This window comes from Ruegeria sp. ABV3_008, from assembly GCF_056161185.1.
In genome coordinates this window covers 167,772-192,067 of the sequence record NZ_JBSWYP010000005.1, presented here as the reverse complement: position 1 = coordinate 192,067, position 24,296 = coordinate 167,772, and the positions used below count along the sequence as shown (strand labels likewise).

Genomic DNA, 24,296 nt, shown 5'->3' with positions numbered 1-24,296 from the left:
AGACCTGATTGACCAGCTGCGCACGCGCGGGCTGATCACGGGGTCCGTGCAGTTCGAACCTCTGTTTGGGGGTCGGACCAATATGGTGTGGAAAGTACTGGGGGAGAGTGGCGACACGGTATTGAAGCTTTACCGAACCAAACTGCGCAACCCCATGTTCCGCAATGACGCCCGCCTCGAAGCACAGTGTCTGCGCGCGTTTGAGCAGGACGGGTTCGTACCCCGGTTGCGGGCAACGGGGCAACATCAGGGCGACGCCTGGGTTCTGTACGATCACGCGCCGGGTCGCCCGTGGGAAAGTGACACGGCTCAGGTCGCCTCTTTGCTGCGCAGATTGCATGGCGCAACGGTCGATTTGCCGCTGCCTACAGGACGGAACGGCAGCGCTGATCTGGCTCGCCACGGGGCAGAGCTCTTGGCGTTGTGTTCCTCTGGCTTTAAAGATCGCGTCACCGCGATGCGGCCTGAGGACCCTGTGCCGCCAACAAAAAGAACGTGCCTGATCCACGGCGACCCTGTGGCCGGGAACATTCTGGTGGACGGGTCAAGCCTAACCCTGATCGACTGGCAATGCCCGGCAATTGGCGATCCTTGCGAGGATCTGGCCCTGTTCCTATCGCCTGCCATGCAGCATCTGTATCGTGGCGCACCGCTGGCCCCGGACGAACGCGCGCGATTCCTGACTGAGTATGGCGACCCCGAGACAGTTGCCCGCTACGACGCGTTGCAACCATGGTACGCTTGGCGAATGGCAGCCTATTGCCTGTGGCGGTCTGAGAACGGATCAACAGACTATGAAAAGGGCCTGCAGCTTGAGCTAAAGGCCCTTGAGGATCGCGCTATTTCTGAATGACGGCATCTTCCCAGGCCGTCAGGAATTTCCTGCGTTTGAGCGTGTCGAGATAGGTCAACAAAGCGGGCTCCAGCGTGATAACTGCGGTCTCCTGCGCCTGCTGTGAGGTGAGCAAGGGCAAAGGTGCCAGCTCAGGCCCTGCAACGATCAGGTGGCGGACAAACGCCTCGGCGAAAGCAGGATATTGCGTGTTTTTCACCACCATTGCTGTTCGCATCATGGTTGTCTGAAAATCGCTGGGCAGAATGACTTCGAGCGCCTCTTTGCCTTCAACCCGCGCCGTTGCGTAGCTGCCAAGCACGTTGTAGGCCACCGCGATCGAGCCGCTTGTCAGGTCGTCAATCATGTCGCCCGAGCAGCAATACAGACGCAGGTCCAGCCCTCCCATGACCTCCATCAGACGCCAAAAGGTCTCAGAGGCGCGAGCATCTTGCGTGGCGAACAGATAGCCCAAGCCGGATTGGCGGATATCATAGGTTCCGACCTTCCCACGGAAGGCTTCGGGGCGCGCGCGCAGGGCCTCGATCAGTTCCTGCCGGGTTTGCGGAACGGGATACCCAGCGAAGGCCGCACGGTTGATGACGATAGCCGCTGGTTCCTGCGTAAAGGCAAAAAGGCTGTCATGCCACTGGGCCCAGTCCGAACCGGGTATATTCTCCAGCGGCATTGCGAACCCATCATTGGCAAGTTTCAGCTGTAAATCCATCGCGCTGGAAATGACAATGTCAAACGCCTCAGGCGCTGCCCGCACACGCGCATTCAGATCGGCGGTTCCGGTCACCAGATACTCTACGGAGACGTCCGGGTTTTGCGTCAGGAACCCCTCGATCAACGGCGCGAAAAGCGCGGTGTCGGTGCTGGAGATGATACGCAAACGCGGACCATCAGCGGCAGCGTTGAACACCCGCTGGTCTTCCCACTCCTCGGCCGCACAGACTGAGGCCAGAAGTGTGAGGATCAAAGCAATAAGGTAACGCATGCGCCTTTGCCTTTTCGGTTGGTCAGGATCAGATCGCCGCCATGGGCCTTCGCGACATCCTGAACGATGGTCAGACCAAGCCCCGAGCCAATAGTCCCGGCCGCATTCTTACCGCGCTCGAACCGCCGGGTGAGCGTGTCAATTTCGCTTGGTGGAAAGCCCGGCCCCTGATCGCGCACGCTAATCTGCGCTTGCGTCCCTTGCGAGACCTCGATCTCGACCACACTTTCGGCGGGGGCATATTTTAGCGCGTTGTCGACCATGTTGCGTACCGCATTCTGGATCAGGATCGGATCGCCCGAATAGATCACAACGGGGTCTCCGACCAATGTCAGGGAAAGGTCCTTCATCTCGGCAATGGGCGTGAGGCGTTGAACCAGATCGCGGACGAGAGCGACTAGATCAATCTCTTCCCGCTCCAGATGATCGGCGCGAAAGGTGATCATCGCATGATCCAGCAATTGCCCCGCCGCCCGAGAGCTTTCGTCAATTGCTCGCACCATCGAGCGCAAAGCCTCTCGATTCTCTTCCTTTTCAACGCGTTGCAACGTCGCGTCCGCATAAGACCGAACCGTTGCCAATGGCGTCCGAACCCGGTGTGCGGCCTCGGCTATGAAATCCTCGGACTGGCTGAGCGACTGATCCAAACGCCCCATCAAAGAGTTCAGCGACGACACAAGCGGGGCCATTTCCCGCGGCACCGGTTTTCTGAATGGGCTGAGATCTTGTGGGCCCCGACGTGTCACCGACGTCGTCAGCTTGTTCAACTGCCCGATGGTGGCAGACGTTGCCCAGAACGATAACCCGGCGACCAGCGTGAAGAAACCTATCCCCAAATACGCCGCGTTTCGTGAAATCTGCCTGAGGGTTTCGGCTAATGCGTCTTGCGTTTGACCAAGGGCCACTTCGACTTCGGTCCGGGTTCCCAAACCCACGAGAGTGCGGCTGGCGCTGACCTGGCGAATGGTCTCTCCGCGCACCTCGCCCGATTGAAAAACCCATTCGCCATTGGGCGTTCCATTCGTGGCTGAAAGATCGTCGTAGCCGGACAACAGTTCTCCGCCCTGAAAGATGGCGTAAAACACCCGATCATCCGACGGCGTACTTAGCATCGAGAAGGCGGCGTAGGGGATGTCGACCTCAAGCTCTCCGTCCCGCAGAGCGACGGCATCGAGGATCGAGGTGACGGAGGCACCAAGAATATTGTCCTGCCCTTGCTGCGCGACGCGAGCGGCATAACTGCGCACTGTAAAGAACAAAAGCAACGCCAGAATGGCCGCGCCGCCAATCAGGGTCAGCACCAGACGATTACGAAGAGATCCTGAAACCGCGGGGCTAGCTGACATGATCCAGCCTGTAGCCCAGGCCACGCAACGTGGTAATTTTCAACCCCGAACGCTCGAGATGTTTGCGCAGGCGGGCGACATACACCTCGATAGCATTGTCCGAGACATCGTCATCGTAGGAAAACAGCCTGTCCGCCAGTTTTTGTTTCGAGAACACCTGACCGGGCGCATTGATGAAGAACTCCAACAGGCGCAGTTCCCGATTGCGCAGCGACAGAGTCTCGCCGCCGACAATCAGGTGACCGGCAACCGGGTCGAAGACGATACCGCCGATCTCGATGGTTGATTTAGCGATCCCAGATTTGCGGCGCAAAACGGCGCGGCAGCGGGCCTCAAGCTCTGCGTGATCAAAGGGCTTGGTGACATAGTCGTCGGCCCCCAGATCCAGCGATCCGATTCGATCCGAGACCTGGCTGCGCGCGGTCAAAACGATGACAGGTGTGTCCAGATGACTTGCACGGTGGCGTTTGAGGAAATCGCGCCCATCCCCATCGGGCAGCATGATGTCCAACAGGATCAGGTCATATTCCTCGGCCTCGACGAACGCGGTCGCATCGTCCAAAGTTGCTGCATGATCAACGACATGGCCGTCCAGTCGCATCCGCGAACCGATTGCGTTCGCAAGGTCCATATTGTCTTCGATCAGTAGAAATTTCATGAGGCGTTCGCAGTATTTTCGCGCATGACAGGTTGATGTCAGGTTGATGTGTTTTCTTGATCTCAATCTGTGCCGCCAAGCGGCCAGTTGTCAAATGGGAGGACATCATGACAACTTTCAAACTGGGCCGTCGCGCCCTGATCGCGGCTGTGGCCGCTGTTGGTCTTGCAGGACCTGTTTTGGCTGACGGCCACGAGGTCGTGGACAGCATCCACTTCCTGATCCCCGGCGGCGCAGGCGGCGGCTGGGATGGCACTGCACGCGGCACCGGAGAGGCGCTAACCAAAGCGGGGCTTGTGGGTACCGCGTCTTACGAGAACATGTCAGGCGGTGGCGGCGGTAAGGCCATCGGCTATCTGATCGAGAACGCCGACAGCAACCATGGCACGCTGATGGTGAACTCGACCCCCATCGTGATCCGCTCACTGACGGGCGTGTTCCCGCATAACTTCCGCGACCTGACACTGGTGTCTGGCACAATTGGCGACTACGCGGCCATTGTTGTCGGTAAGGACAGCCCGATCAACTCGATGGCGGACCTGCTTGCGGCTTATGACGCTGACCCGGGTGCAACAGCAATCGGCGGCGGCTCGGTTCCGGGCGGTATGGACCATCTGGTTGCGGCCATGGTGATGGAAGCAGCGGGTAAGGACGCGCTTGGCGTCAAGTACATTCCTTATGATGCAGGCGGCAAAGCCATGGCAGCCTTGCTGTCGGGTGAGATCGCAGCGCTTTCCACCGGCTTCTCGGAAGCGGTTGATCTGGCCAATGCAGGCGAGGTGAAAATCATCGGTGTGACTGCGGATGAGCGTGTAGACGCCGCGCCTGACGCACAGACCATGAAGGAACAGGGCATCGATACCACCTTCGTCAACTGGCGCGGTTTCTTCGCAGCGCCCGGCCTACCCGAAGACAAGCTGGCCGCCTACCAAGACGCCATTGCCAAGATGTATGAAACCCCAGAGTGGGAAGAAGTGCGCGCGCGCAATGGTTGGGTGAACATCCACAACTCGGGCGACGATTTCTCGACCTTCCTCGAGCAGCAAGAACAGCAGATCAGCGATCTGATGAAAAAACTGGGCTTCCTCTAAGCACCACTCACGGCAGAGCGGCCCGTCCGCTCTGCCACAATCAACAAAAAACACGAGGGAGGGGATGTCATGGCGCTGGATCGCTGGATCGCGCTTGTTTTGCTTGGGGTCTGTCTGGCCTATGGCTACGCCGCCTGGTTTACGATGGATGGCAGCCTGCCCCCTTTCATGCAGCGCAACCCAATTTGGCCAAGCACCTTCCCCAAAGTGCTGTCTGTTCTGGGCATCATTGCCTGCACGGTCATCCTGCTGGGGTTTGAGAAATCCGAGCTCAAAGCGGCCGATATCGACTATCGCAGACTAGGTGACTACCACCTTGATCAAGCTTTGATGCTGCTGGCACTTATGGTGATCTACGCCCTGTGCCTGCGGCCCGTTGGCTTTCTGATCTCAACCTCCGCCTTCCTGATCCTCGGCTCATTCATTCTGGGCGAGCGCAAGTGGCACATCATGCTGCCGGTTGCGTTCATCGCCACCGGCGCGGTCTGGTATCTGGTTCAGGAAGTCCTGGGCATCTACATGCGCCCCCTGCCGGGCATTTTCGGAGGCTGACATGCTTGAAGGACTTCTGATCGGCCTGCAAACGGCATTCTCAATCCAAAACCTGCTGATGGTCATCGCCGGCTGTCTGATTGGCACCTTCATCGGCATGCTTCCGGGCCTCGGCCCGATGTCGATCATCGCCATTATGATCCCGGTCGCGATTTCGATGGGCGATCCGTCGGCAGCCCTGATCCTGCTGGCAGGCGTCTACTATGGCGCGATTTTCGGCGGATCGACCTCTTCCATTCTGCTGAACGCGCCGGGGGTCGCGGGCACCGTGGCCTCAAGTTTCGATGGCTACCCGATGGCGCGGCAAGGCAAGGCCGGTAAAGCACTGACCATCGCGGCCATCGCCAGTTTCGCCGGGGGTACGCTCGGCGCCATTCTGTTGATGGTCTTCGCGCCAGCACTGTCCTCAGTCGCGTTGCTGTTCCATTCGGCCGAGTACTTTGCCCTTATGGTCGTAGGCCTGTCCGCCATCGCGGCCTTTGCAGGGTCGGGTCAGGTCGCCAAAGCAATGATCATGACGATCCTTGGCCTGATCATGGCAACCGTGGGCGAAGGCGCTTTGTTCAACCTGCCGCGCTTCACCATGGGGATCATGGACCTTCAGTCCGGCTTTGGCTTCATTACGCTGGCTATGGCGATGTTCGCCCTGCCCGAGGCGCTGTTTCTCGTCTTGAAACCCAAAGACCTGAAAGGCGACGACGGAGAAATCAAGGACCTCCGCATCACCAAGGACGAAGCGAAAGCAATTGCACCCGTCATTGGCCGTCAGTCAGTTCAGGGCTTTTTCATCGGCGTCTTGCCTGGGGCTGGGGCGACAATTGCCAGCTTCCTTGGCTACGCGGTCGAACGCAATATTGCACCGAAGCAGGAACAGGAAGAGTTTGGCAAAGGCTCGATCAAAGGTCTGGCCGCACCGGAATCTGCCAACAACGCGGCCTGTACCGGGTCATTCGTACCACTGCTAACGCTGGGCATCCCGGGGTCGGGCACGACGGCCATCCTGCTGGGCGCTCTGATCGCGCTGAACGTGACACCCGGCCCGCGCCTGATGGTGGATGAGCCTCAGATCTTCTGGGCCGTCATCATGTCGATGTTCATCGGCAACCTGGTGCTGCTGATCCTGAACCTGCCGCTGATCCCCTACATCGCCAAAGTGCTGGCCGTACCGCGCAATTTCCTGATCCCTTTCATCCTGTTCTTCACCCTGATGGGTGCCTATATCGGCCAGAACAACGCGACCGAGCTACTGCTCCTCGTCGGCTTCGGCATCTGCGCCACCGCGTTGAAATTCGCGGACTACCCCCTCGCCCCACTTCTGATCGGGTTCATCCTTGGTGGGATGATGGAGGACAACTTTGCCCGCTCGATGCAGCTCTATGACGGTATCGCCTTCATATGGGAGCGCCCGATGACCCTAGGCCTGCTGGTGATCGCCGTCCTTCTGGTGCTGCTGCCAAGCTACCGCGCGCGCCGTGCGCGGGCACGGGCTGCGGGGATTGCGGATGGGGACTGACCCTCTGGCCGGCATCCGCGTTCTGGATCTGACGAACGTGCTTGCTGGCCCTTATTGCTGCTATCAGCTGGCGCTGATGGGCGCCGAGGTGATCAAGGTCGAACGCCCCGGCTCGGGCGATCTTGCCCGGGTGTTGGGCGCTGATCCTGATCGCAACAAAGCTGGCATGGGGATCAGCTTTCTTGCGCAAAATGCCGCGAAGAAATCCGTGACGCTGGATATGAAACATGAGCACGGAAAAGCGCTGCTGAAAAAGCTTGTTCGCAACGCCGATGTTCTGGTCGAGAATTTCAGGCCCGGCGTTATGGATCGACTAGGTCTGGGCTATGAAATCCTGAAAGCTGAAAACCCGCGACTGATCTACTGCGCAATCAGTGGCTTTGGGCAGGACGGGCCACGCCGGAATGATCCCGCCTATGACCAGATCGTACAAGGCATCAGCGGTGTCATGTCCATCACCGGCGCGCCCGAAACCGCCCCCTATCGCGTCGGGTTTCCGTTAGCGGATACGGTCGGCGGGCTGACCGCAGCATTCGCCATCTCATCCGCCCTGAACGCGACCCCGCGTGGCGCGTTTCTCGATGTTGCGATGACCGAGGCGGTGATTTCCACAATGGGTTGGGTGGTGTCAAACCACCTGATCGGGGGCGTCACGCCTGCCGCGCATGGGAACGAAAACACAACCTCGGCCCCCTCGGGCACCTTTGCCACTGCAGACAGTCCGATCAACATCGCTGCAAATCGGGATGAACAATGGCAAGCACTGGCTCGGCAATTGGGTCGGAACGACCTGCTGGACGATCCAGCCTACACAACACGAGAGGATCGCAAGGCCAATCGTTACGCCTTGCGCGCGGAATTGGAGCTCACGCTGACCACGCGACCGGCAAAGGAATGGGTGCGAGAGTTGAATGATATTGGAGTGCCCACCGGGCAGGTACTGACCGTCGCCGATGCACTCGACGACCCGCAATTATCTGGGCGGGGTTTGATCGGTACGCTGGACATTCACGGTGAAGACCTACAGCTCGCTGGCAGCCCTATTGTCATGGACGGGTCGCGCAAACATCCTGGGACTGCACCGCCGGAATTGGGCGCAGACAATTCCGCAATCTGGTCTGAACTCGGGCTGTCGCAGGATGAGATCGACGCCTTGAAAAAGGAGGGCATCATATGAGCGATGTATCCGATTGGTGGCAAACCTCGATCATCGACATGGAGCCTGGCCGGATACACCTGCGCGGAGAGCCAATCCAGGATTTGATCGGCAATCTGGGTTTCGCCGAAATGATCTGGTTCATGCTGCGCGGCGAGAAACCGACCGACGCCCAAGCCCGTTTGTTCGAAGCAGCTTTGGTTGCGGCGGTCGATCACGGTCCGCAAGCGCCCTCAATTGCTGCCGCCAGAATGGCCGTGACCTGCGGTCTGCCCCTGAACAACGCGATGGCCAGCGCGGTCAACATGCTGGGCGATGTGCATGGCGGGGCCGGAGAGCAGGCCGTGCAGCTCTATCATTTTGTTGCAGGACATTCGGGCGATTTGGGGCAAGCGTTGGATGATTGGATCACCACTCACGGAAAGATCCTGCCGGGCTTTGGCCATCGCTTTCACACCCCGACTGATCCGCGCGCGCCGCGCCTGATGGCGCTGGTCACGGAAGCCGTCGATCAAGGGGCATGCAGCGGTGATTTCATGCGGATCGGGCAGGCGATTGAGGCCGAGTTGGCCCATCGCAAAGGCAAGCCCGTCCCCATGAATATCGATGGCGCGACGGCAGTGATCTATGCCGAGTTGGGCTTTGCCCCACCCTTGGCGCGCGGGTTGTTCTGTCTTTCCCGTTCGGTCGGCATCCTGACTCATGCATGGGAGCAGATGGAGCAAGGTGGCCGCAATAAGGGACCGACCCCGCCCGCCTATCGCTGGACTTATGTGGACCCCAGAACCAAGACCTAAACGTCCAGTCCTTCGGTCGACAGATCATCAAGTCGTGGCATCAGGTGCAATAGTTCCTTAGCGTAGTCCGTCTGCGGATTGGCAAACAGGGCATCGGTTTCTTGGATCTCGACCATCTGCCCTGCCTTCATCACGGCAACGCGGTCGCACATCTGCCGCACGACCGGCAGATCGTGGCTGATGAACAGCATCGTCAGGCCCAGATGCTCTTGCAGGTCCTTCAGGATGTTCAGGATCTGCGCCTGGATCGAGACGTCTAGCGCACTGGTCGGCTCATCGCAGATCAGGAACCGAGGCTGCGTCGCCAAGGCGCGCGCGATGGAGATACGCTGACGCTGCCCGCCCGAGAACTCATGCGGGTATTTCAGGCCCGCTTCCGAACCCAGACCCACCTGATCCAACAGCTCATCCACCCGACGTTTGACGTCTGAACCGCTCATGAGGCGGTGATGACGGATCGGTTCTGCCACGATCTCGTCCACGCGCATTCTGGGGTTCAGCGAGGAATAGGGATCCTGAAAGATCATCTGGATGTTCTTGCGGTACGCGTCCTGCACAGCTTTGTCGCCCAGATCGCTGACCAACTGCCCGTCAAACGTGATCGAGCCGCCATCGACCGGGTACAAGCCAGCAATCATCCGCGCCACGGTGGACTTGCCCGAGCCGGATTCACCCACAACGCCGAACACCTCGCCCGCACGGATATCAAAGCTCACGTCATCGACGGCGGTGAAATAGGTCCGATCCCAAGGCAAAAGACCGCGCCGTTGCTGGAAGCGTTTGGTCAGGTTGCGAATTTCGAAAACGGGCTTGGATGTGTCATTGTCCACTTTCGGCCAATGGCGCGCCATATCCTCGATCGCAAAGCGCGTCTCACGACCGCCATAGCTGATCTGAGGGAAACGGTGCAGCTTGAGCGTCGGCCGTGGCACCGCCGCGATCAGCGACCGCGTGTATTCGTGTTGGGGCTGCCCCATCACCTGCGCGGTTGTTCCGGTTTCGACAACCTTGCCAGCATACATAACGGTCACGCGGTCGGTCGTATCGGCGATGACGCCCATGTCATGGGTGATCAGAATGACGCCGACCTGCCGTTCCCGCGCCAATTCCTTGATCAGGTCCAAAATCTGCGCCTGAACCGAAACATCCAGCGCTGTGGTCGGTTCATCAGCGATGATCACATCTGGTTCGGTACACAACGCCAAGGCGATCACCACCCGTTGGCGCATCCCGCCCGAGAATTGGTGCGGGTACTGATCCAAGCGTGTATCGGGGTCCGGGATACCCACCCGGTCAATCAGATCTCGGGCGCGTTGATTGGCCTCGGCGTCGGTGCAACCCAGATGGGCCAGGATGGTTTCGGTCAGCTGCTCTCGCACCGTGAACAAAGGGTTCAGCGAGGTCAGCGGGTCCTGAAAGATCATCGAGATTTTCTTGCCGCGCAACCCGCGCATCGCCTCGGCGTCAAGGCCGCTGATCTGCTCGCCGCCCAGCTTGATCTGGCCGCTGGCGATCCGTCCAGGGCGTTCCAGCAGCCCCATGACAGCCGCACCTATGGTGGATTTGCCTGCACCGGATTCGCCCACCAAACCGTGGATTTCACCCGGCTCGACGGACAGGTCTGCGTGATCCACCGCAGTAAACAGCCTGCGGCGTGTTGGGAATTCGACGGTGAGGTCTTGGATGGTCAGAAGGGTCATGAAATCACCGCAGTTTTGGGTTCAGCGCATCGCGCAGCCAGTCGCCCAGCAGGTTCACGGACAGGGCGAGGGCCAGAAGGGTGCAGGCAGGGAAGAACAGAATCCACCACTCTCCCGAGAACAGGAACCCCTGTCCAATGCGGATCAGCGTTCCCAGCGAAGGTTGGGTCGGAGGCGCGCCGACGCCAAGGAAGCTCAGCGTCGCCTCGGCGATGATGGCCAGCGCCAGCGAGATGGTGGCGATCACCAGAACCGGGCTGAGGACATTGGGCAGGATATGACGGAACATGATCGGGATCGAGCCGCGACCGATCAGTCGCGCAGCCTGCACATATTCCTTGTTCTTTTCGACCAGCGCTGCCCCGCGGACGACCCGAGCAAACTGTACCCAGTCGGACAAAGCGATGGCGATGATCAGCACATAGATCGCCATTTCATCGCGATATTCCGGCGGGGTCACGCCTTTGGCGATGCCAAAGATCAGCATAGCGACCAGAATGGCCGGAAAGGTCAGCTGAACGTCGGCGATCCGCATGATCAGCGTTTCGACCCAGCCACCAAAATAGGCCGCGACCAAACCCAGAACGACTCCGATGATCAGAGCCAGCAATACGGCGGCAGCCCCGACGAACAAGGAAATGCGCAGCCCGTAGAGGATGGTCGAGAATACGTCCCGACCCTGGTCATCCGTGCCCAGCAGGAAGGTTTCCTGCGTAAACGCATTCGGTGTGCCCGGCGGTGTGAAGCCGTTCATCAGGTTCAAAGTCGCCGGATCAAACGGATTGTAAGGCGCGATCAAGGGCGCGAAAATAGCACAAAACACAAGGATCAGCACGACGGCCGAGGCGATGACAGCCACGGGCGAATGCCGGAAGGACCATGCAAAATCGCTGTCCCACGCTTTGGCAAAGCGCGACTTGGAGACGGGTTGCGGGGTTTCGATCGTATCGGTCATGTGGCCCTCGCGTCGACACGCAGGCGCGGGTCAATGGCATAGTAAAGAAGATCGACGATCAGGTTGATCGTCACGAACATGACCGAGATCAGCATCAGATAGGCGGCCATGACGGGAATATCGACGAACTGGATCGCGTTGATGAACAGCAGTCCGACACCGGGCCATTGAAACACCGTCTCGGTGATGATGGCAAAAGCGATGATCGAGCCCAGTTGCAGACCCGTGATCGTAATCACTGGCACCAGCGTGTTCTTCAACGCGTGGCGGAAGTTGATCACCCTGTCCGACAGCCCTCGGGCGCGGGCGAAACGGACGTAGTCGGCGCGCAGGACCTCAAGCATCTCGGACCGCACAAGACGCATGATCAAGGTCATCTGATACAGGCCCAGCGTAATCGCGGGCAGGATCAGTGCCTTCAGGCCCGAGGTGGTCAGAAACCCGGTTGACCAGCCCCCTATCATGACCGTCTCACCCCTGCCGAAACTGGGTAAAAGATCTAGTTCGACTGAGAAGATGTAGATCAGCAATATCCCGATCAGGAAGGTAGGCAGAGAGACCCCGATCAGACTGACCGTCATGATGATATTCGCCGCAACCCCTTGTCGTCGGATCGCCGTGAAGACGCCCAGCGCGATGCCCATGGTGATGGCGAGAAAGCCTGACACGAAGGCCAGCTCCAGCGTCGCGGGCGCACGCTCGGCGATGATGGTCGAGACCGGACGGCCTTGACGGTAGGACACTCCGAAATTGCCCTGAACCGCGCCTTGCAGGAACTTGGCGTATTGCACGACAAATGGCTGATCGAGGCCCAGTTCCGTCCTCAGCCGGTCGATATCGGCCTGTGTGCGTTCCTGACCCAGCATGTTGTCGATCGGATCGCCGACAAAACGAAACATCGAGAATGCGACCAGACCCACGACCAGCAAAACGATCACGGATTGGAACATCCTTCGAACAATATATGCGAACATTCAGAATCCCCGGTTGATCGGCCTGTCTAAGCCGCGTCTGACCAAATGGTCAAGATACCGCTAACGAAACAGGGGCCAGAACGACCCGACCCCTTTAACAGCGCTTTCAGTTTACGGTCACCCACCGCAGGATGAAGAAGTTGTCCGGACGTTGCGTCAACTCGATATTGCTGCGCGTTCCCCAGACCAGAGGTTGCACATACATCGGAACATAGACCTGCTCATCCTGAATTATGCTGGTGGCCTCGTCCAACATGGCCTGACGAGCGCCTTCATCCAGCTCGGACTGAATCTGCGGCAGCAGTTCATCGACACGCGCGTTCGAGAAGCCTCCGAAATTCCAGCTGCCCAGCTTTTTCTCTTCGTTGGGTGTCGCGACCAGAAAACGAACGGGGTGTTCGGCGTCCAACGTGCCAGGGCTCCAGCCCAGCAGGTACATGTCGTAATTGTCTTCGCGCAGCTCGGGCCAGTAGTTGCGCACCGGCATCGCGTCCAGTTCGGCAGTTAACCCGATCTGCGCGAGCATGCTGACAATCGCCTGACAGACGGCCTCGTCATTCAAATAGCGGTCATTGGGGCATTTGAGGCCGAACGAGAATCCGTCGGCGTATCCAGCTTCGGCCAGCAAGGCCTTTGCAGCCTCGACATCATAGGCCGGTCGCTCTGCATTGGCCGCCGAGTAACCGCTCATGGCAGGGCTGACGAGTTGCGAGGCCGCCTCGGCATTGCCGCGCATGATCGTGGCAAGGATGGCGTCGACATTCACCGCATGCGCCACGGCCTGACGCACACGCGCATCCCGGAACGGGTTGGGTTTGCCAGCATCGTCGGTGTATTTCAGAGCCTCAGCCTGATGATCAAAGCCCAGCATGATCACACGGGCCTCAATCCCCTGAATGACCTCGACCTCATCATTGCCCTGAAGGCGCGCCACGTCCTGAATCGGAACGGGCTCAATCATATCTACATCGCCGGACAGCAAGGCCGCGACAGCGGTAGCAGAGTTCTGGATCGGGTTGAATTCGGCGCGGGCAATGTTGTGCTCTGCCTCACCCCACCAACCTTCAAAAGGCTCCAGAACAGTACGCAGACCGGGCTCACGCGCGGTGATCTGAAACGCGCCGGTGCCGTTGGCGTTCAGCGTCGCGTAATTCCCGGTTTCCTTGTCGGGCAGAGCCGCCTCGTTGGCCTCTGCCCAGCCCTGATCCATGATCATCCAATTGGCAATGGACGACGGGAACAGCGGGTTGGGTGCTGTTGTCATGAAATCGACAGTGTAGTCATCGACCACCCTGACCTCGCTGATCGGTGCAAACCAGCTGCGGGTATCCGAGACCTCATCCGAAGCGCGTTGGTAGCTGAAAAGAACATCCTGCGCGTCGAATGTGCTGCCATCGTGGAATGTCACGCCCTCGCGCAGGGTGAAACGCCAGCCTTCGCCGTCTCCGATCGGTTCCCAACTGGTGGCCAAAGCGGGCTCGACGCTCATGTCCTTGCCGCGGCGGACCAGCCCTTCGTAGACATTGTTGAGGAAGCCAAGAACAGCAGCCGAATTGACGGCATGCGGGTCCATGGTCTGTGGATCGGTGGTCGAGGCCCATTTGAATTCGGCTGCCTGAGCGGCGCTTGCGGCCAAAAAGGCCAAACCGATGGCCGTTGCCTTGAAGGTCATGGCGATACCTCTCTGTTTTGGGTGAACAGTCGTGAAACACCAAATGACAGGGCGCTAGTCTGCGCCCTGCCCTGTCTTGGATCATGAACCTTAGTTCATGGTGAAGTATTTGATCTTCGGCGAATCTTCCGGCTCAACAATTGTGCCGACATTCGACTTCATACCCCAGTTCAGCACTTGGTGGTGGATCGGGATATACAGCTGATCGTCCTGCACAACCTGCCAGATCTCGGCGATCTGCGCGTCACGTTTCGGAAGGTCGGTTTCAGAGGCCAGCCCTTGAATCTTGGCGTCCAGTTCCGGGTTGTTGTACCGGGTCGCATTCCACGAGCCGTATTTCTCACCCTTGGTGTGAACCAGGAAGTTGAAGATATACTCGGAGTCGTAGGTCGGAACGCCCCAGCCCAGCATGTAGAAGTCGGTCTCGAGGTTCGAGAGCAGCGGGAAATGCTGCGCCTTGGGTTTGGCATCCAGATTCACCGTGACACCAATCTGCGCCAGCATGCCAACGGCAGCCTGACATATCGCTTCGTCGTTGACATAGCGGTCATTGGGGCAGTTCAGCGTGATCGAGAACCCATCTGGATACCCAGCCTCGGCCATCAGCGCCTTGGCGCCTTCGATATCGGTCGTTGAGGAACTGTCCATGCCCTCATCCCAACCGTTCACGAAAGGCGGTGCAATCATGCCAGCAGGGGCCGACTGGCCGCGCATAACGACCTGCTTGATGGCATCCCGGTTAATGGCCTTGGACATCGCCTGACGCACGCGTACGTCTGCCAGCGGGTTCTTCCCGTCCACATTGTCCGAACCCAGATCGGCATCCCCCATGTTCATGCCAAAGAAGATCACCCGGTTCTGAGGCGCAGTCCGTACGTCCAGACCATCGGTATCCGCAACGCGGGCCAGATCCTGAACGGGGACGTCCTGAATGAAATCGACCTCCCCCGACAGCAAAGCAGCAACCCGGGTCGCGGCGTTCTGGATCGGGGTATAGATGATCTCGGTCACTTCCAGGGGGAACTCATCCTTGCCCCAGTAGTTCTCGTTCGCGGTCAGAACGGTTTTCACGTCGGGTTCACGGCTGACCAGCTTGTACGGGCCGGTACCGTTTGCGTTCTTGGCGGCGAATGTATCCTCGCCCCCTTCATAGTCCTGCACCTTCACGGCGTTATTCGCCTCGGCCCAGGCCTTGTCCATCATGAACATGTTGGTCAGGTTGTTGGGCATGATCGGGTTCGGACCGTCGGTTTCGATCTCAACCGTGTATTTGTCCGGCGCGCGCACTTCTTTGACCGAGGCCAGCAGCTCTTTGTAGTCCGAATCCGGCGTCATCGCGCGGTTGAGCGAGAAGACAACGTCTTCGCTGTCGAACTCGGCGCCGTCATGGAAGGTCACGCCTTCACGCAGTTTGAACACCCAGACGTTAGGGTTTTCCTCAGACGGGGCCCACTCGGTCGCCAGCGACGGCACAAGCGCCCCGGAATGGTCGCGCATCACCAGCGTTTCCATGATCTGATGCGCCATGGCTGAGGTCGGACCCTCGTTTTGCGCATGCGGGTCCATCGTCAGCGAGTCGCCTGCGCGTGCCCAGCGCAGCGTTTCCGCAGAGGCAGTGCCAGCCAATAGGGCCATGGCACTGGCTGCGACCAGCAAGTGTTTCACTTTCATTGTAATCTCCCCAATTCTTTTTAACCCGCACGGATGGCGGGTGATCGACGAAGCGCGATCAACGTGCCCTTGATAATCCAAATCATTCTGAAACTTGCAATGCCTAATTGGATTGCTGGACCCGACGGGAACCGGCCAGATTTTGGCCGTTTGGCCGGATTTCGCTGGTCCTTTGACGATCGAGTTGCATACCCTAACTCTTTCTTCGAGACTCGGTTCGCGGTAAAAAAACGTAGCCGCATCAGGCTGGACATCGTGTCGGGGACATTGATTTGAAACAGACAAACCGCAAACCGCCCAACCCGAGGCGAGAGCTTCAGAGCGTGCGCAACCAGAGCGTATCGTTTCTGGGTGTCGCGTTTCTATTCAGCATCTTCGTCAATCTACTGATGCTGACCGGGCCACTGTTCATGCTGCAGGTCTATGACCGGGTTCTCAGTTCGCGCTCGGTCGAGACGCTTACGGCGCTGTTTCTGCTGGTTGGGCTGCTCTACGGCTTGATGGCCATGCTGGATTATGCGCGCGGCCGGATTGTGGCGCGGTTCGGCGCCAAGTTCCAATCCTCGCTGGACGAGAGGGTTTTTGACGGAACCATTCGGCGGGCACTGTATCCACAGATCCGCTCGGCCCCAGCAACGGCCTTGCGCGATCTGGAGGCCGTGCGGTCGCTTTGCGCGTCACCCGTTTTCCTCGCCGTTATGGATATACCGTGGACGCCCGTTTTTCTGGCCGCGATCTTCCTATTCCACCCGTTGCTCGGGTGGCTGGCAGTTGCCGGTGGTAGCTTGCTGATCGTCATTGCGTTTTTCAACCAGATCCTCACCAAACAGAAGGTGGCCGAAGCACAGGTTGCCTCAGGCCGAGCCAATGCCTTTGCGGAACAAGCACGACAAGCGGCCGAGGTTGTGCGTTCGCAAGGCATGCAGGGCGACGTTGCCCAGCGCTGGTTGTCACAACGCAGCGACGCCCTGTCACAGAGCATCTCGGCCAGCGACTGGACCGGCAGTTTCACGTCTTTGACGAAATCGCTACGACTTTTCCTGCAATCCGCGATGCTAGCGCTTGGCGCTTGGCTGGTGTTGCGCAACGAGATGACAGCCGGGGCCATGATCGCCGGTTCGATCTTGCTGGGCCGCGCTTTGGCACCTGTGGAAATGGCGGTGGGCCAATGGGGGCTGATCGAAAATGCGCGAACCGCATGGTCCCGTCTTGGCACCTTCCTCGATGAAACCCCGCCCGAGCAGACCAAGACCAAGCTGCCCGTGCCCGAGGCGCGTCTGGTCGCAAAAGGTCTGACGGTCATTCCGCCCGGCGTTCAAAAGCCGACCCTGCGCAATGCCTCGCTGCTATTGGAACCCGGCAAGGCGCTGGGTGTGATCGGCAAAAGTGGCTCGGGCAAGACAACTCTGGCCAAGGCGCTTTTGGGTCTGCTGACCCCCGCAGCGGGTGAGATTCGCTTGGGTGGCGCGACACTGGACCAATATGCCGCAGATGATCTGGGCCACTACATCGGTTACCTGCCGCAGCAGGTCACGCTGTTCAACGGAACGGTAACTGAGAACATCGCCCGGATGTCGCAACAACCCGATGACGCCGCTGTTGTCGCCGCCGCCAAAAAGGCCAACGCACATGAGCTGATTATGTCTTTGGAGAAGGGCTATGACACCTTTCTGGAAGGCAATGACAGCCAGCTGTCCGGCGGTCAGAAACAACGGATCGCGCTTGCCCGGGCGCTCTATGGTGATCCTGTTCTGCTGATCCTGGACGAGCCGAACTCGGCCTTGGATGCCGACGGCACCGAAGCGCTGAACCGCGCAGTGCGCAGCCTCAAGAAAAGTGGCAAGGCCGCGATTATCATGACGCACCGCCCGCAGGCGATTTCCGAATGTGATGACCTGATTGTGGTAGAGAAAGGCCAGATCGTCAAAGCAGGCAGCCGGGACGAGGTTCTGGGCTCGATGGTCCAGAATGCCGGTGCGATCAAACGACACCTCAATAAAGTGGGTGAGAAATGAGCAACCCTCCTGCGCGCCGCAGTTGGCGCATAACCTTCCCTGCAACTGTGGGCTTTGTTGCGCTGCTCATCCTTGTTGTGGGCATCGGCATCTGGAGCGTTCGGACCCAACTGGCCGGTGCGATCATCTCACAGGGTGTGATCGAGGTGCAAAGCAACCGTCAGGTGGTAGAGCATCCCGATGGCGGTGTCGTCGGCGAGATATTTGTGCGCGACGGGGATCTGGTGGAAAGCGGCGATCTGCTGCTGCGTCTGGACGATACGTTTCTGGCTTCGGAAAAGACCGTGGTCGAGACGCAATTGTTCGAACTGCTCAGCCGTCAGGCCCGGTTGGAAGCGGAACGCGATGGGGCCACCTCCGAAGAGTTGGCGGCAAAGCTGCAGGAGGTACAGCAACGCGAAAACATACCAGACGATCTGATCGCTGGTCAGCAGCGCCTGTTTGACGCTCGCAACGAGACGTTGACGCAACAGACCGAGCAATTGACTCGTCAGAAAACCCAGATCGAAAACGAAATCGACGGCACACAGGCGCAGTTGACTGCCGCCCAAAAACAAGTGGAATTGATAAGCGAAGAGCTCAAGGATCAGGAAAGCCTGCTTCAGCGGGGCTTGACACAAGCCAGCCGCGTCTCGGCCTTGCAACGGGAAGAGGCCAACCTGACCGGCGCCATCGGACGGCTCGAGGCGACAATCGCCCGGTTGACGGGGCAAATCGCCTCGACTGAGATCCAAATACTGGAGCTGAACGCGACCCGCCGGGAAGAAGCGATCACAACGCTGCGTGACGCGCAGACGCGCATCGCCGAGCTTGCTGAACGGCGCCTGTCCCTGACCGAGCGCCTATCGCGTCTGGATATTCGCGCGCCCGTTTCGGGCACTGTCTATGACAGTCAGGTTTTCGCCCTGCAGTCGGTCATCCAGCCGGCTGAACAGATGATGTATGTGGTGCCTCAGGATACGCCGCTTCTTGTGGCAGCCAAGGTCGATGCGATCCATGTGGACCAGCTGTTTCGTGGGCAAGAGGTCGCCCTGCGCTTTCCCAGTTTCAACCAGCGGGAAACCCCGGAACTGGATGGCCATGTTATCAATGTCTCAGCGGACACATTCACCGACGAGGGCACAGGCTTTACCTTCTATCGGGCTGAACTGGTCCCTGATGATGGTCAGCTGGATCGCCTGAATGGGCAAACTCTTCTGCCGGGCATGCCGGTCGAGGCAATGATCAAAACCGATGAGCGTACTCCGCTGTCCTACCTGACCAAGCCGCTGACCGACTACTTCACGCGGGCGTTCCGGGAATAACACATCGCGCCTGGGGCAACCTGTCCCAGTGTCACGACTTGCAATACCTATCGATTTAGTATACCGCCGCATACAAAGAGCATGTCCGGGCGTCAGATCCATGTCTGAGACCGGGACCTCAAGCACCTTCTAACGCCAATACGTCGGGATAGCCATGAGCCTGTATACTGATTACCTTGCCGAGATCGAAACACGCAAAGAGCAGGGGTTGAACCCCAAACCCGTCGATGACGGTGCCCTGACAAAAGAGATCATTGACCAGATCCGCGACCCTCAGAACGAACATCGCGCGGACTCGCTGCATTTCTTCATCTACAACACCCTGCCCGGCACAACCAGCGCCGCGGGTGAGAAGGCGGCGTTTCTGAAAGAGATCATTCTGGGTCAGGCCGATGTCGAAGAAATCTCGCAGGATTTCGCGTTCGACCTGCTATCGCACATGAAAGGCGGCCCCTCGGTCAAGGTTCTGCTGGATCTGGCTTTGGGTGACGATGTAGCGATTGCGGGCAAGGCGGCTGAGGTGCTGAAGACTCAGGTCTTCCTGTATGACGCGGATACCGACCGGCTGAAAGCTGCGCTCGATGCTGGCAATGCCGTCGCGAAAGACATCCTTGAAAGCTACGCCAAGGCCGAGTTCTTCACCAAACTGCCTGACATCGACGAAGAGATCGAAGTCGTCACTTATGTCGCCGCCGAGGGTGACATCTCGACCGACCTGCTGTCGCCCGGCAATCAGGCACACTCGCGCGCGGACCGCGAATTGCACGGTAAATGCCTTATCTCCGAGACCGCGCAACAAGAGATCGAAGCGCTGAAGCTGAAGCATCCCGGCAAGCGCGTCATGCTGATCGCTGAAAAAGGCACCATGGGTGTGGGATCGTCCCGTATGTCGGGTGTGAACAACGTGGCCCTGTGGACCGGCAAACAAGCCAGCCCCTATGTGCCCTTCGTCAACTACGCCCCTATCGTTGCAGGCACCAACGGCATTTCGCCGATCTTCCTGACCACCGTCGGCGTGACCGGCGGCATCGGACTGGACCTGAAGAACTGGGTCAAAAAGGTAGATGAGGATGGCAACGCGATCCTCAACAATGACGGCAACCCGATCCTGGAAGAAAAGTACTCGGTCGCCACTGGCACGGTTCTGAAAATCAACACCAAAGACCACAAACTGCTGAGCGAAGATGGGGAAGAGCTGGTCGACGTTAACTCGTCCTTCACGCCGCAAAAGGTCGAGTTCATGAAGGCAGGCGGTTCCTACGCCATCGTCTTCGGTAAGAAATTGCAGACATTCGCGGCAGAGGCACTGGGTGTCGAAGCGCCGCTGGTCTTTGCGCCGTCGAAAGAAATCAGCCACGAGGGCCAGGGCCTGACAGCGGTTGAAAAGATCTTCAACAAGAACGCCGTTGGGACCACACCCGGCAAGACCCTGCATGCCGGATCGGACGTGCGCGTCAAGGTCAACATTGTCGGCTCACAGGACACAACCGGCCTGATGACCATGCAAGAGCTTGAGTCGATGGCGGCAACTGTTGTCTCACCCATCGTCGATGGGGCGTATCAGTCCGGCTGTCACACGGCCTCTGTGTGGGATGCGAAGGCGCAAGCCAACACCCCCCGCCTGATGAAGTTCATGAATGACTTCGGCCTCGTTACCGGGCGTGACCCGAAGGGCGTCTACCATTCGATGACCGACGTGATCCACAAGGTGTTGAACGACATCACCGTGGATGACTGGTCGGTCATCATCGGCGGCGACAGCCACACTCGTATGTCCAAAGGCGTGGCCTTCGGGGCCGACTCGGGCACTGTTGCTTTGGCGCTGGCCACGGGTGAGGCCTCAATGCCGATCCCTGAATCGGTCAAGGTGACCTTTAAGGGCAAGATGGCCGAGCATATGGATTTCCGCGATGTCGTACATGCCACCCAGGCGCAGATGCTGGAACAGCATGGCGACAACGTGTTCCAGGGCCGCGTGATCGAGGTTCATATCGGCACGCTGCTGGCCGACCAGGCCTTCACTTTCACCGACTGGACTGCCGAGATGAAGGCCAAGGCCTCGGTCTGTATCTCGAATGACGAGACCCTGATCGGTTCGCTGGAACTGGCCAAGTCGCGCATCCAAATCATGATCGACAAAGGCATGGAGCATGAGAACGGCATGCTGCAAAAGCTGATCAACATCGCCGATGCGCGCATTTCCGAAATCAAGTCGGGCGAAAAGCCAGCGCTGCGCCCCGATGACAACGCAAAATATTTCGCCGAGGTTGTCGTCGATCTGGACCAGATCGTTGAACCGATGATCGCCGACCCGGATGTCAACAACGCCGACGTCTCGAAACGCTATACCCACGACACGATCCGCCCGATCTCGTACTACAATGCCGAAAAGCATGTGGATCTGGGCTTTGTCGGGTCCTGTATGGTGCATAAGGGCGACATCAAGATCGTGGCTCAGATGCTGAAGAACCTTGAAAAGGAAACCGGTAAGGTCGAGTTTCAGGCCCCGCTGGTCGTGGCAGCCCCGACTTACAACATCATCGACGAGTTGAAGGAAGAAGGCGACTGGGAAGTGCTTGAGAAATACTCGGGCTTCGAATTCGACGACCTGTTCCCGAAGGATAAGGCGCGGACCGAGTACGAGAACATCCTGTATCTCGAACGTCCCGGCTGTAACCTGTGCATGGGCAACCAGGAAAAGGCCGCCAAGGGCGACACGGTTCTGGCCACCTCGACCCGCCTGTTCCAAGGCCGCGTCGTGGCAGATGCGCCGGACAAGAAGGGTGAATCGCTGCTGGCCTCAACCCCGGTTGTTGTCCTGTCGGCCATTCTGGGCCGGACGCCCACGATCGAGGAATACAAGGCCTCGGTTGAAGGGATCGACCTGACCAAGTTCGCCCCGCCGGTTGCGAAAAACCCGGCCACTCAATCGGCGCATTTCTAACGCCGCATTTGACAAGTTTTTCATGCGCGCGGCCGTTCATCGGTCGCGCGCAAGTGTTTTCAGGGGGCGAAGCTAGCGCAGTTCGGCCTCGGTATTGCCACCATCGACCGTGATGACGTGACCGGTCGTACGCTCCATCAAGGCCAGATTGACGAACCCTTCGGCGACATGATGCGCCTCGACCTCACGGCCCAGAAGGTTGCCGCCCATATAGACCTCTTCGCTGACACCTCGCGCGGCGGCGCGTTCCTTGATGAACGCATCCGTCAGCAGGCCTGATCTGATCTTGTCGGCATTGACCCCGTTGACCCGAATACCAGCCCCCGCCAGTTCCAGCGCCAGTTGCCGCATCAGGAACATCGTAGCGGCTTTGGGGGTTCCATAGGCGCCTAGATTGCGACCGGGATTGACCGCCTGTTTGGAGATATTGAACAGGATTTGCCCACCACGCCCCTGATGCTGCATCAACTTGGCAGCGGCGGTGGCAAAGGCCTTATGCGCGAAAAAGTTCAACTCGAAAGCCGCGCGGAAGGCTTCATCCTCAAGCTCGATCAGAGCGCCGCCAGTGGCTGTGCCCGCATTCGACACGAGAATATCCAGCCCACCAAAGGCCGCGACCGCATCGGTTATCGCGGTATCGGCAGCGTTAGCTTGCGTGATGTCGAGCGCGCAGGCCGCATGCCAGCGACCCAACTGGGATAGGGCCGCATCCAGCGCCTCCTGATCCCGATCCACCAGAACGATATTCGCGCCCTTGTCGGCAAAGGCTTTGGCGGTTGCCAGACCAATCGCGCCTGCCCCGCCGGTCACCATGACGACCTGGCCCTGAAACGGCGGAGGGGTGCCTTTGCCCAGCTTTGCTTGCTCCAACGACCAATATTCGCAATCGAACATGTCCTTTTCGCCAATCGGGTAGAACCCGCCCGCATCTTCTGCGACAGCGCGCACGCGGATGTTCTGTTCAGCAAGATCAGCCGAGGCTGAGGCCGCCCTAGCGTTCACCCCAATCCCCAGCACACCGATCCCTTCGATCCACGCATGTTTGGGATCAGGGGTCAGCATGGTCTTGGGTTCCGCGGCCTGAGGGGCCTGACGGTCGAAATAGGCGCGGTAATCCACAGCGAAGGCTTCGACCTTGGCCTTGATGCTCTCTCGGTCGGTTAGGTCCGCCTGTTTCAGCACCAGCGGCCAGCCCTTGGTACGCAGCACGTGATCCGGTGAGGCCATGCCGCGAGTCGCCAGCGCGTCCACATCGCCGCGCGCCATAAACGCATGTGTCGCGGGGCCATTTCTCAGATCAAAGACAGGCATCGCACTGTCCTGATCCGCAGTGACCTCAGCGATCACGCCACGCAAGACGGGCAACATGTCCAGCCCGTTGGCAGGCAGACGTTCACCAATTGGCGTCAGTTCGGTCAGGCCGAGATAGTCCGCGACCTCATTGGTATGCTGAACGATCTTATCATAGCTTTCCTGCGCGGTGGCGCCAAAGGCGAAATGACCATGTTTAAGGAGCAGCAGCCCTTCAACATCAGGGTTGGCGTCGTACACATCCGCCGCTGCTTTCGCGAGGCTAAAACCGGGCATGATGTAAGGCACGATCCCCAGCCGGTCGCCGAAAATCTCGCGACAGACCTCTTCAGCATTGGGCAGGTCAGCCAGAATCAGAAACGGCGTAGCGTGGGTGTGATCGACGTATTTATGCGGCAGGAAAGCATGCAACAGCGTTTCCACTGACGGGTTGGGCGAGGCCGAATTCAGCAGGCTTGAGCGCTGATAGTTCACCATGTCCTCATCCGACAGCTTGTCGAGCGCGCGCAGCTTCAAAAGCGGCTCTTGCCAGACACCGGGCAGTCCGGGCGCTTCGATCGAGTCCAGATCCCAGCCCGAGCCCTTGACGTGCAGAACCGGCCGCATCTCGCCGAACAGATCGGAGCGCTCTAGCTTGACCGAGGTATTACCCCCGCCATGCATCAGCAGATCCGGGTTCTGACCGATGAGGCGCGAAGTGTAGACCCGCTCTGCCAATTCCTGATCCGCCGGATCGGCCCCGGCAGCCGCACGCCAGTCTGCGGCGGCCTGCGCCTTGTACATGTTTTCGATCATGTTTTTTGTA

General features: G+C 59.0%; 18 protein-coding genes. 9 read left to right on the top strand and 9 right to left on the bottom strand.

Annotated elements, in window-relative coordinates; translation table 11 throughout:
• Window positions 1–46 precede the first annotated feature (46 nt).
• Complete coding sequence (locus ACXAH8_RS11110; protein ID WP_475218372.1) at window positions 47–853, top strand: phosphotransferase family protein; 807 nt, start codon at window positions 47–49, stop codon at window positions 851–853.
• On the opposite strand, the gene ACXAH8_RS11105 is transcribed toward ACXAH8_RS11110, so the two are convergent.
• Genes ACXAH8_RS11105 through ACXAH8_RS11095 form a run of 3 tightly spaced genes read right to left on the bottom strand, consistent with a single transcriptional unit; the run spans window position 840 to window position 3,836 of the window.
• Window positions 840–1,832, bottom strand: a complete 993-nt coding sequence (locus ACXAH8_RS11105) for an ABC transporter substrate-binding protein (RefSeq protein ID WP_475218367.1) — start codon at window positions 1,830–1,832, stop codon at window positions 840–842. The genes ACXAH8_RS11110 and ACXAH8_RS11105 overlap by 14 nt on opposite strands.
• Window positions 1,811–3,178, bottom strand: a complete 1,368-nt coding sequence (locus ACXAH8_RS11100) for a sensor histidine kinase (RefSeq protein WP_475218365.1) — start codon at window positions 3,176–3,178, stop codon at window positions 1,811–1,813. The genes ACXAH8_RS11105 and ACXAH8_RS11100 overlap by 22 nt, the downstream gene beginning before the upstream one ends.
• Complete coding sequence (locus ACXAH8_RS11095; RefSeq protein ID WP_475218363.1) at window positions 3,168–3,836, bottom strand: response regulator transcription factor; 669 nt, start codon at window positions 3,834–3,836, stop codon at window positions 3,168–3,170. Before ACXAH8_RS11095 ends, ACXAH8_RS11100 begins: the two co-directional genes overlap by 11 nt.
• Before the next feature lie 107 nt (window positions 3,837–3,943).
• Between ACXAH8_RS11095 and ACXAH8_RS11090 the strand changes: the two genes are divergently transcribed.
• From ACXAH8_RS11090 to ACXAH8_RS11070, 5 genes are all read left to right on the top strand, one after another.
• Window positions 3,944–4,927 (top strand): tripartite tricarboxylate transporter substrate binding protein, encoded by a 984-nt coding sequence (locus tag ACXAH8_RS11090; RefSeq protein ID WP_475218361.1) that lies wholly within the window; start codon window positions 3,944–3,946, stop codon window positions 4,925–4,927.
• Between the two features lie 69 nt (window positions 4,928–4,996).
• Window positions 4,997–5,479, top strand: coding sequence for a tripartite tricarboxylate transporter TctB family protein (locus tag ACXAH8_RS11085; protein ID WP_475218359.1), 483 nt, complete (start codon window positions 4,997–4,999; stop codon window positions 5,477–5,479).
• 1 nt (window position 5,480) lies between these two features.
• Complete coding sequence (locus ACXAH8_RS11080) at window positions 5,481–6,992, top strand: tripartite tricarboxylate transporter permease (protein ID WP_170471470.1); 1,512 nt, start codon at window positions 5,481–5,483, stop codon at window positions 6,990–6,992.
• A complete protein-coding gene (locus ACXAH8_RS11075; protein ID WP_475218357.1) occupies window positions 6,982–8,169 on the top strand; it encodes a CaiB/BaiF CoA transferase family protein in 1,188 nt (395 codons plus the stop codon). The genes ACXAH8_RS11080 and ACXAH8_RS11075 overlap by 11 nt, the downstream gene beginning before the upstream one ends.
• Entirely contained in the window at window positions 8,166–8,945 is a 780-nt protein-coding gene (locus tag ACXAH8_RS11070) for a citryl-CoA lyase (RefSeq protein WP_170690732.1), read from the top strand. Before ACXAH8_RS11075 ends, ACXAH8_RS11070 begins: the two co-directional genes overlap by 4 nt.
• Here ACXAH8_RS11070 and ACXAH8_RS11065 read toward each other — a convergent pair.
• The 5 genes from ACXAH8_RS11065 to ACXAH8_RS11045 form a co-directional block, all read right to left on the bottom strand.
• Window positions 8,942–10,645, bottom strand: a complete 1,704-nt coding sequence (locus ACXAH8_RS11065) for an ABC transporter ATP-binding protein (protein WP_475218353.1) — start codon at window positions 10,643–10,645, stop codon at window positions 8,942–8,944. The two genes, ACXAH8_RS11070 and ACXAH8_RS11065, sit on opposite strands and share 4 nt — an antisense overlap.
• Window positions 10,646–10,649: 4 nt before the next feature.
• Entirely contained in the window at window positions 10,650–11,600 is a 951-nt protein-coding gene (locus tag ACXAH8_RS11060; RefSeq protein ID WP_170375658.1) for an ABC transporter permease, read from the bottom strand.
• Window positions 11,597–12,574, bottom strand: coding sequence for an ABC transporter permease (locus tag ACXAH8_RS11055; RefSeq protein ID WP_170375660.1), 978 nt, complete (start codon window positions 12,572–12,574; stop codon window positions 11,597–11,599). The genes ACXAH8_RS11060 and ACXAH8_RS11055 overlap by 4 nt, the downstream gene beginning before the upstream one ends.
• A gap of 106 nt (window positions 12,575–12,680) precedes the next feature.
• Window positions 12,681–14,246 carry an ABC transporter substrate-binding protein gene (locus tag ACXAH8_RS11050; RefSeq protein WP_475218350.1) on the bottom strand — a complete coding sequence of 522 codons (1,566 nt, stop codon included), beginning with the start codon at window positions 14,244–14,246 and terminating at the stop codon, window positions 12,681–12,683.
• Between the two features lie 90 nt (window positions 14,247–14,336).
• A complete protein-coding gene (locus tag ACXAH8_RS11045; protein WP_170375664.1) occupies window positions 14,337–15,917 on the bottom strand; it encodes an ABC transporter substrate-binding protein in 1,581 nt (526 codons plus the stop codon).
• Between the two features lie 272 nt (window positions 15,918–16,189).
• On the opposite strand from ACXAH8_RS11045, the gene ACXAH8_RS11040 reads away from it, so the two are divergent.
• The 3 genes from ACXAH8_RS11040 (at window position 16,190) to ACXAH8_RS11030 (ending at window position 22,180) form a co-directional block, all read left to right on the top strand.
• Window positions 16,190–17,932, top strand: a complete 1,743-nt coding sequence (locus ACXAH8_RS11040) for a type I secretion system permease/ATPase (protein ID WP_475218348.1) — start codon at window positions 16,190–16,192, stop codon at window positions 17,930–17,932.
• Window positions 17,929–19,236 carry an HlyD family type I secretion periplasmic adaptor subunit gene (locus tag ACXAH8_RS11035; RefSeq protein ID WP_475218346.1) on the top strand — a complete coding sequence of 436 codons (1,308 nt, stop codon included), beginning with the start codon at window positions 17,929–17,931 and terminating at the stop codon, window positions 19,234–19,236. The genes ACXAH8_RS11040 and ACXAH8_RS11035 overlap by 4 nt, the downstream gene beginning before the upstream one ends.
• 154 nt (window positions 19,237–19,390) lie before the next feature.
• Entirely contained in the window at window positions 19,391–22,180 is a 2,790-nt protein-coding gene (locus ACXAH8_RS11030; protein WP_475218344.1) for a bifunctional aconitate hydratase 2/2-methylisocitrate dehydratase, read from the top strand.
• A 72-nt stretch (window positions 22,181–22,252) separates the two neighbouring features.
• On the opposite strand, the gene ACXAH8_RS11025 is transcribed toward ACXAH8_RS11030, so the two are convergent.
• Window positions 22,253–24,286, bottom strand: coding sequence for a bifunctional aldolase/short-chain dehydrogenase (locus ACXAH8_RS11025; protein WP_475218342.1), 2,034 nt, complete (start codon window positions 24,284–24,286; stop codon window positions 22,253–22,255).
• Window positions 24,287–24,296 lie beyond the last annotated feature (10 nt).

Coding starts and splice junctions, on each gene's coding strand:
- ACXAH8_RS11055 (WP_170375660.1), bottom strand. CDS start 12,574: ATGTTCGCATATATTGTTCGAAGGATGTTCCAATCCGTGATCGTTTTG.
- ACXAH8_RS11025 (WP_475218342.1), bottom strand. CDS start 24,286: ATGATCGAAAACATGTACAAGGCGCAGGCCGCCGCAGACTGGCGTGCG.
- ACXAH8_RS11090 (WP_475218361.1), top strand. CDS start 3,944: ATGACAACTTTCAAACTGGGCCGTCGCGCCCTGATCGCGGCTGTGGCC.
- ACXAH8_RS11095 (WP_475218363.1), bottom strand. CDS start 3,836: ATGAAATTTCTACTGATCGAAGACAATATGGACCTTGCGAACGCAATC.
- ACXAH8_RS11070 (WP_170690732.1), top strand. CDS start 8,166: ATGAGCGATGTATCCGATTGGTGGCAAACCTCGATCATCGACATGGAG.
- ACXAH8_RS11035 (WP_475218346.1), top strand. CDS start 17,929: ATGAGCAACCCTCCTGCGCGCCGCAGTTGGCGCATAACCTTCCCTGCA.
- ACXAH8_RS11050 (WP_475218350.1), bottom strand. CDS start 14,246: ATGACCTTCAAGGCAACGGCCATCGGTTTGGCCTTTTTGGCCGCAAGC.
- ACXAH8_RS11105 (WP_475218367.1), bottom strand. CDS start 1,832: ATGCGTTACCTTATTGCTTTGATCCTCACACTTCTGGCCTCAGTCTGT.
- ACXAH8_RS11080 (WP_170471470.1), top strand. CDS start 5,481: ATGCTTGAAGGACTTCTGATCGGCCTGCAAACGGCATTCTCAATCCAA.
- ACXAH8_RS11100 (WP_475218365.1), bottom strand. CDS start 3,178: ATGTCAGCTAGCCCCGCGGTTTCAGGATCTCTTCGTAATCGTCTGGTG.
- ACXAH8_RS11075 (WP_475218357.1), top strand. CDS start 6,982: ATGGGGACTGACCCTCTGGCCGGCATCCGCGTTCTGGATCTGACGAAC.
- ACXAH8_RS11085 (WP_475218359.1), top strand. CDS start 4,997: ATGGCGCTGGATCGCTGGATCGCGCTTGTTTTGCTTGGGGTCTGTCTG.
- ACXAH8_RS11045 (WP_170375664.1), bottom strand. CDS start 15,917: ATGAAAGTGAAACACTTGCTGGTCGCAGCCAGTGCCATGGCCCTATTG.
- ACXAH8_RS11060 (WP_170375658.1), bottom strand. CDS start 11,600: ATGACCGATACGATCGAAACCCCGCAACCCGTCTCCAAGTCGCGCTTT.
- ACXAH8_RS11065 (WP_475218353.1), bottom strand. CDS start 10,645: ATGACCCTTCTGACCATCCAAGACCTCACCGTCGAATTCCCAACACGC.
- ACXAH8_RS11030 (WP_475218344.1), top strand. CDS start 19,391: ATGAGCCTGTATACTGATTACCTTGCCGAGATCGAAACACGCAAAGAG.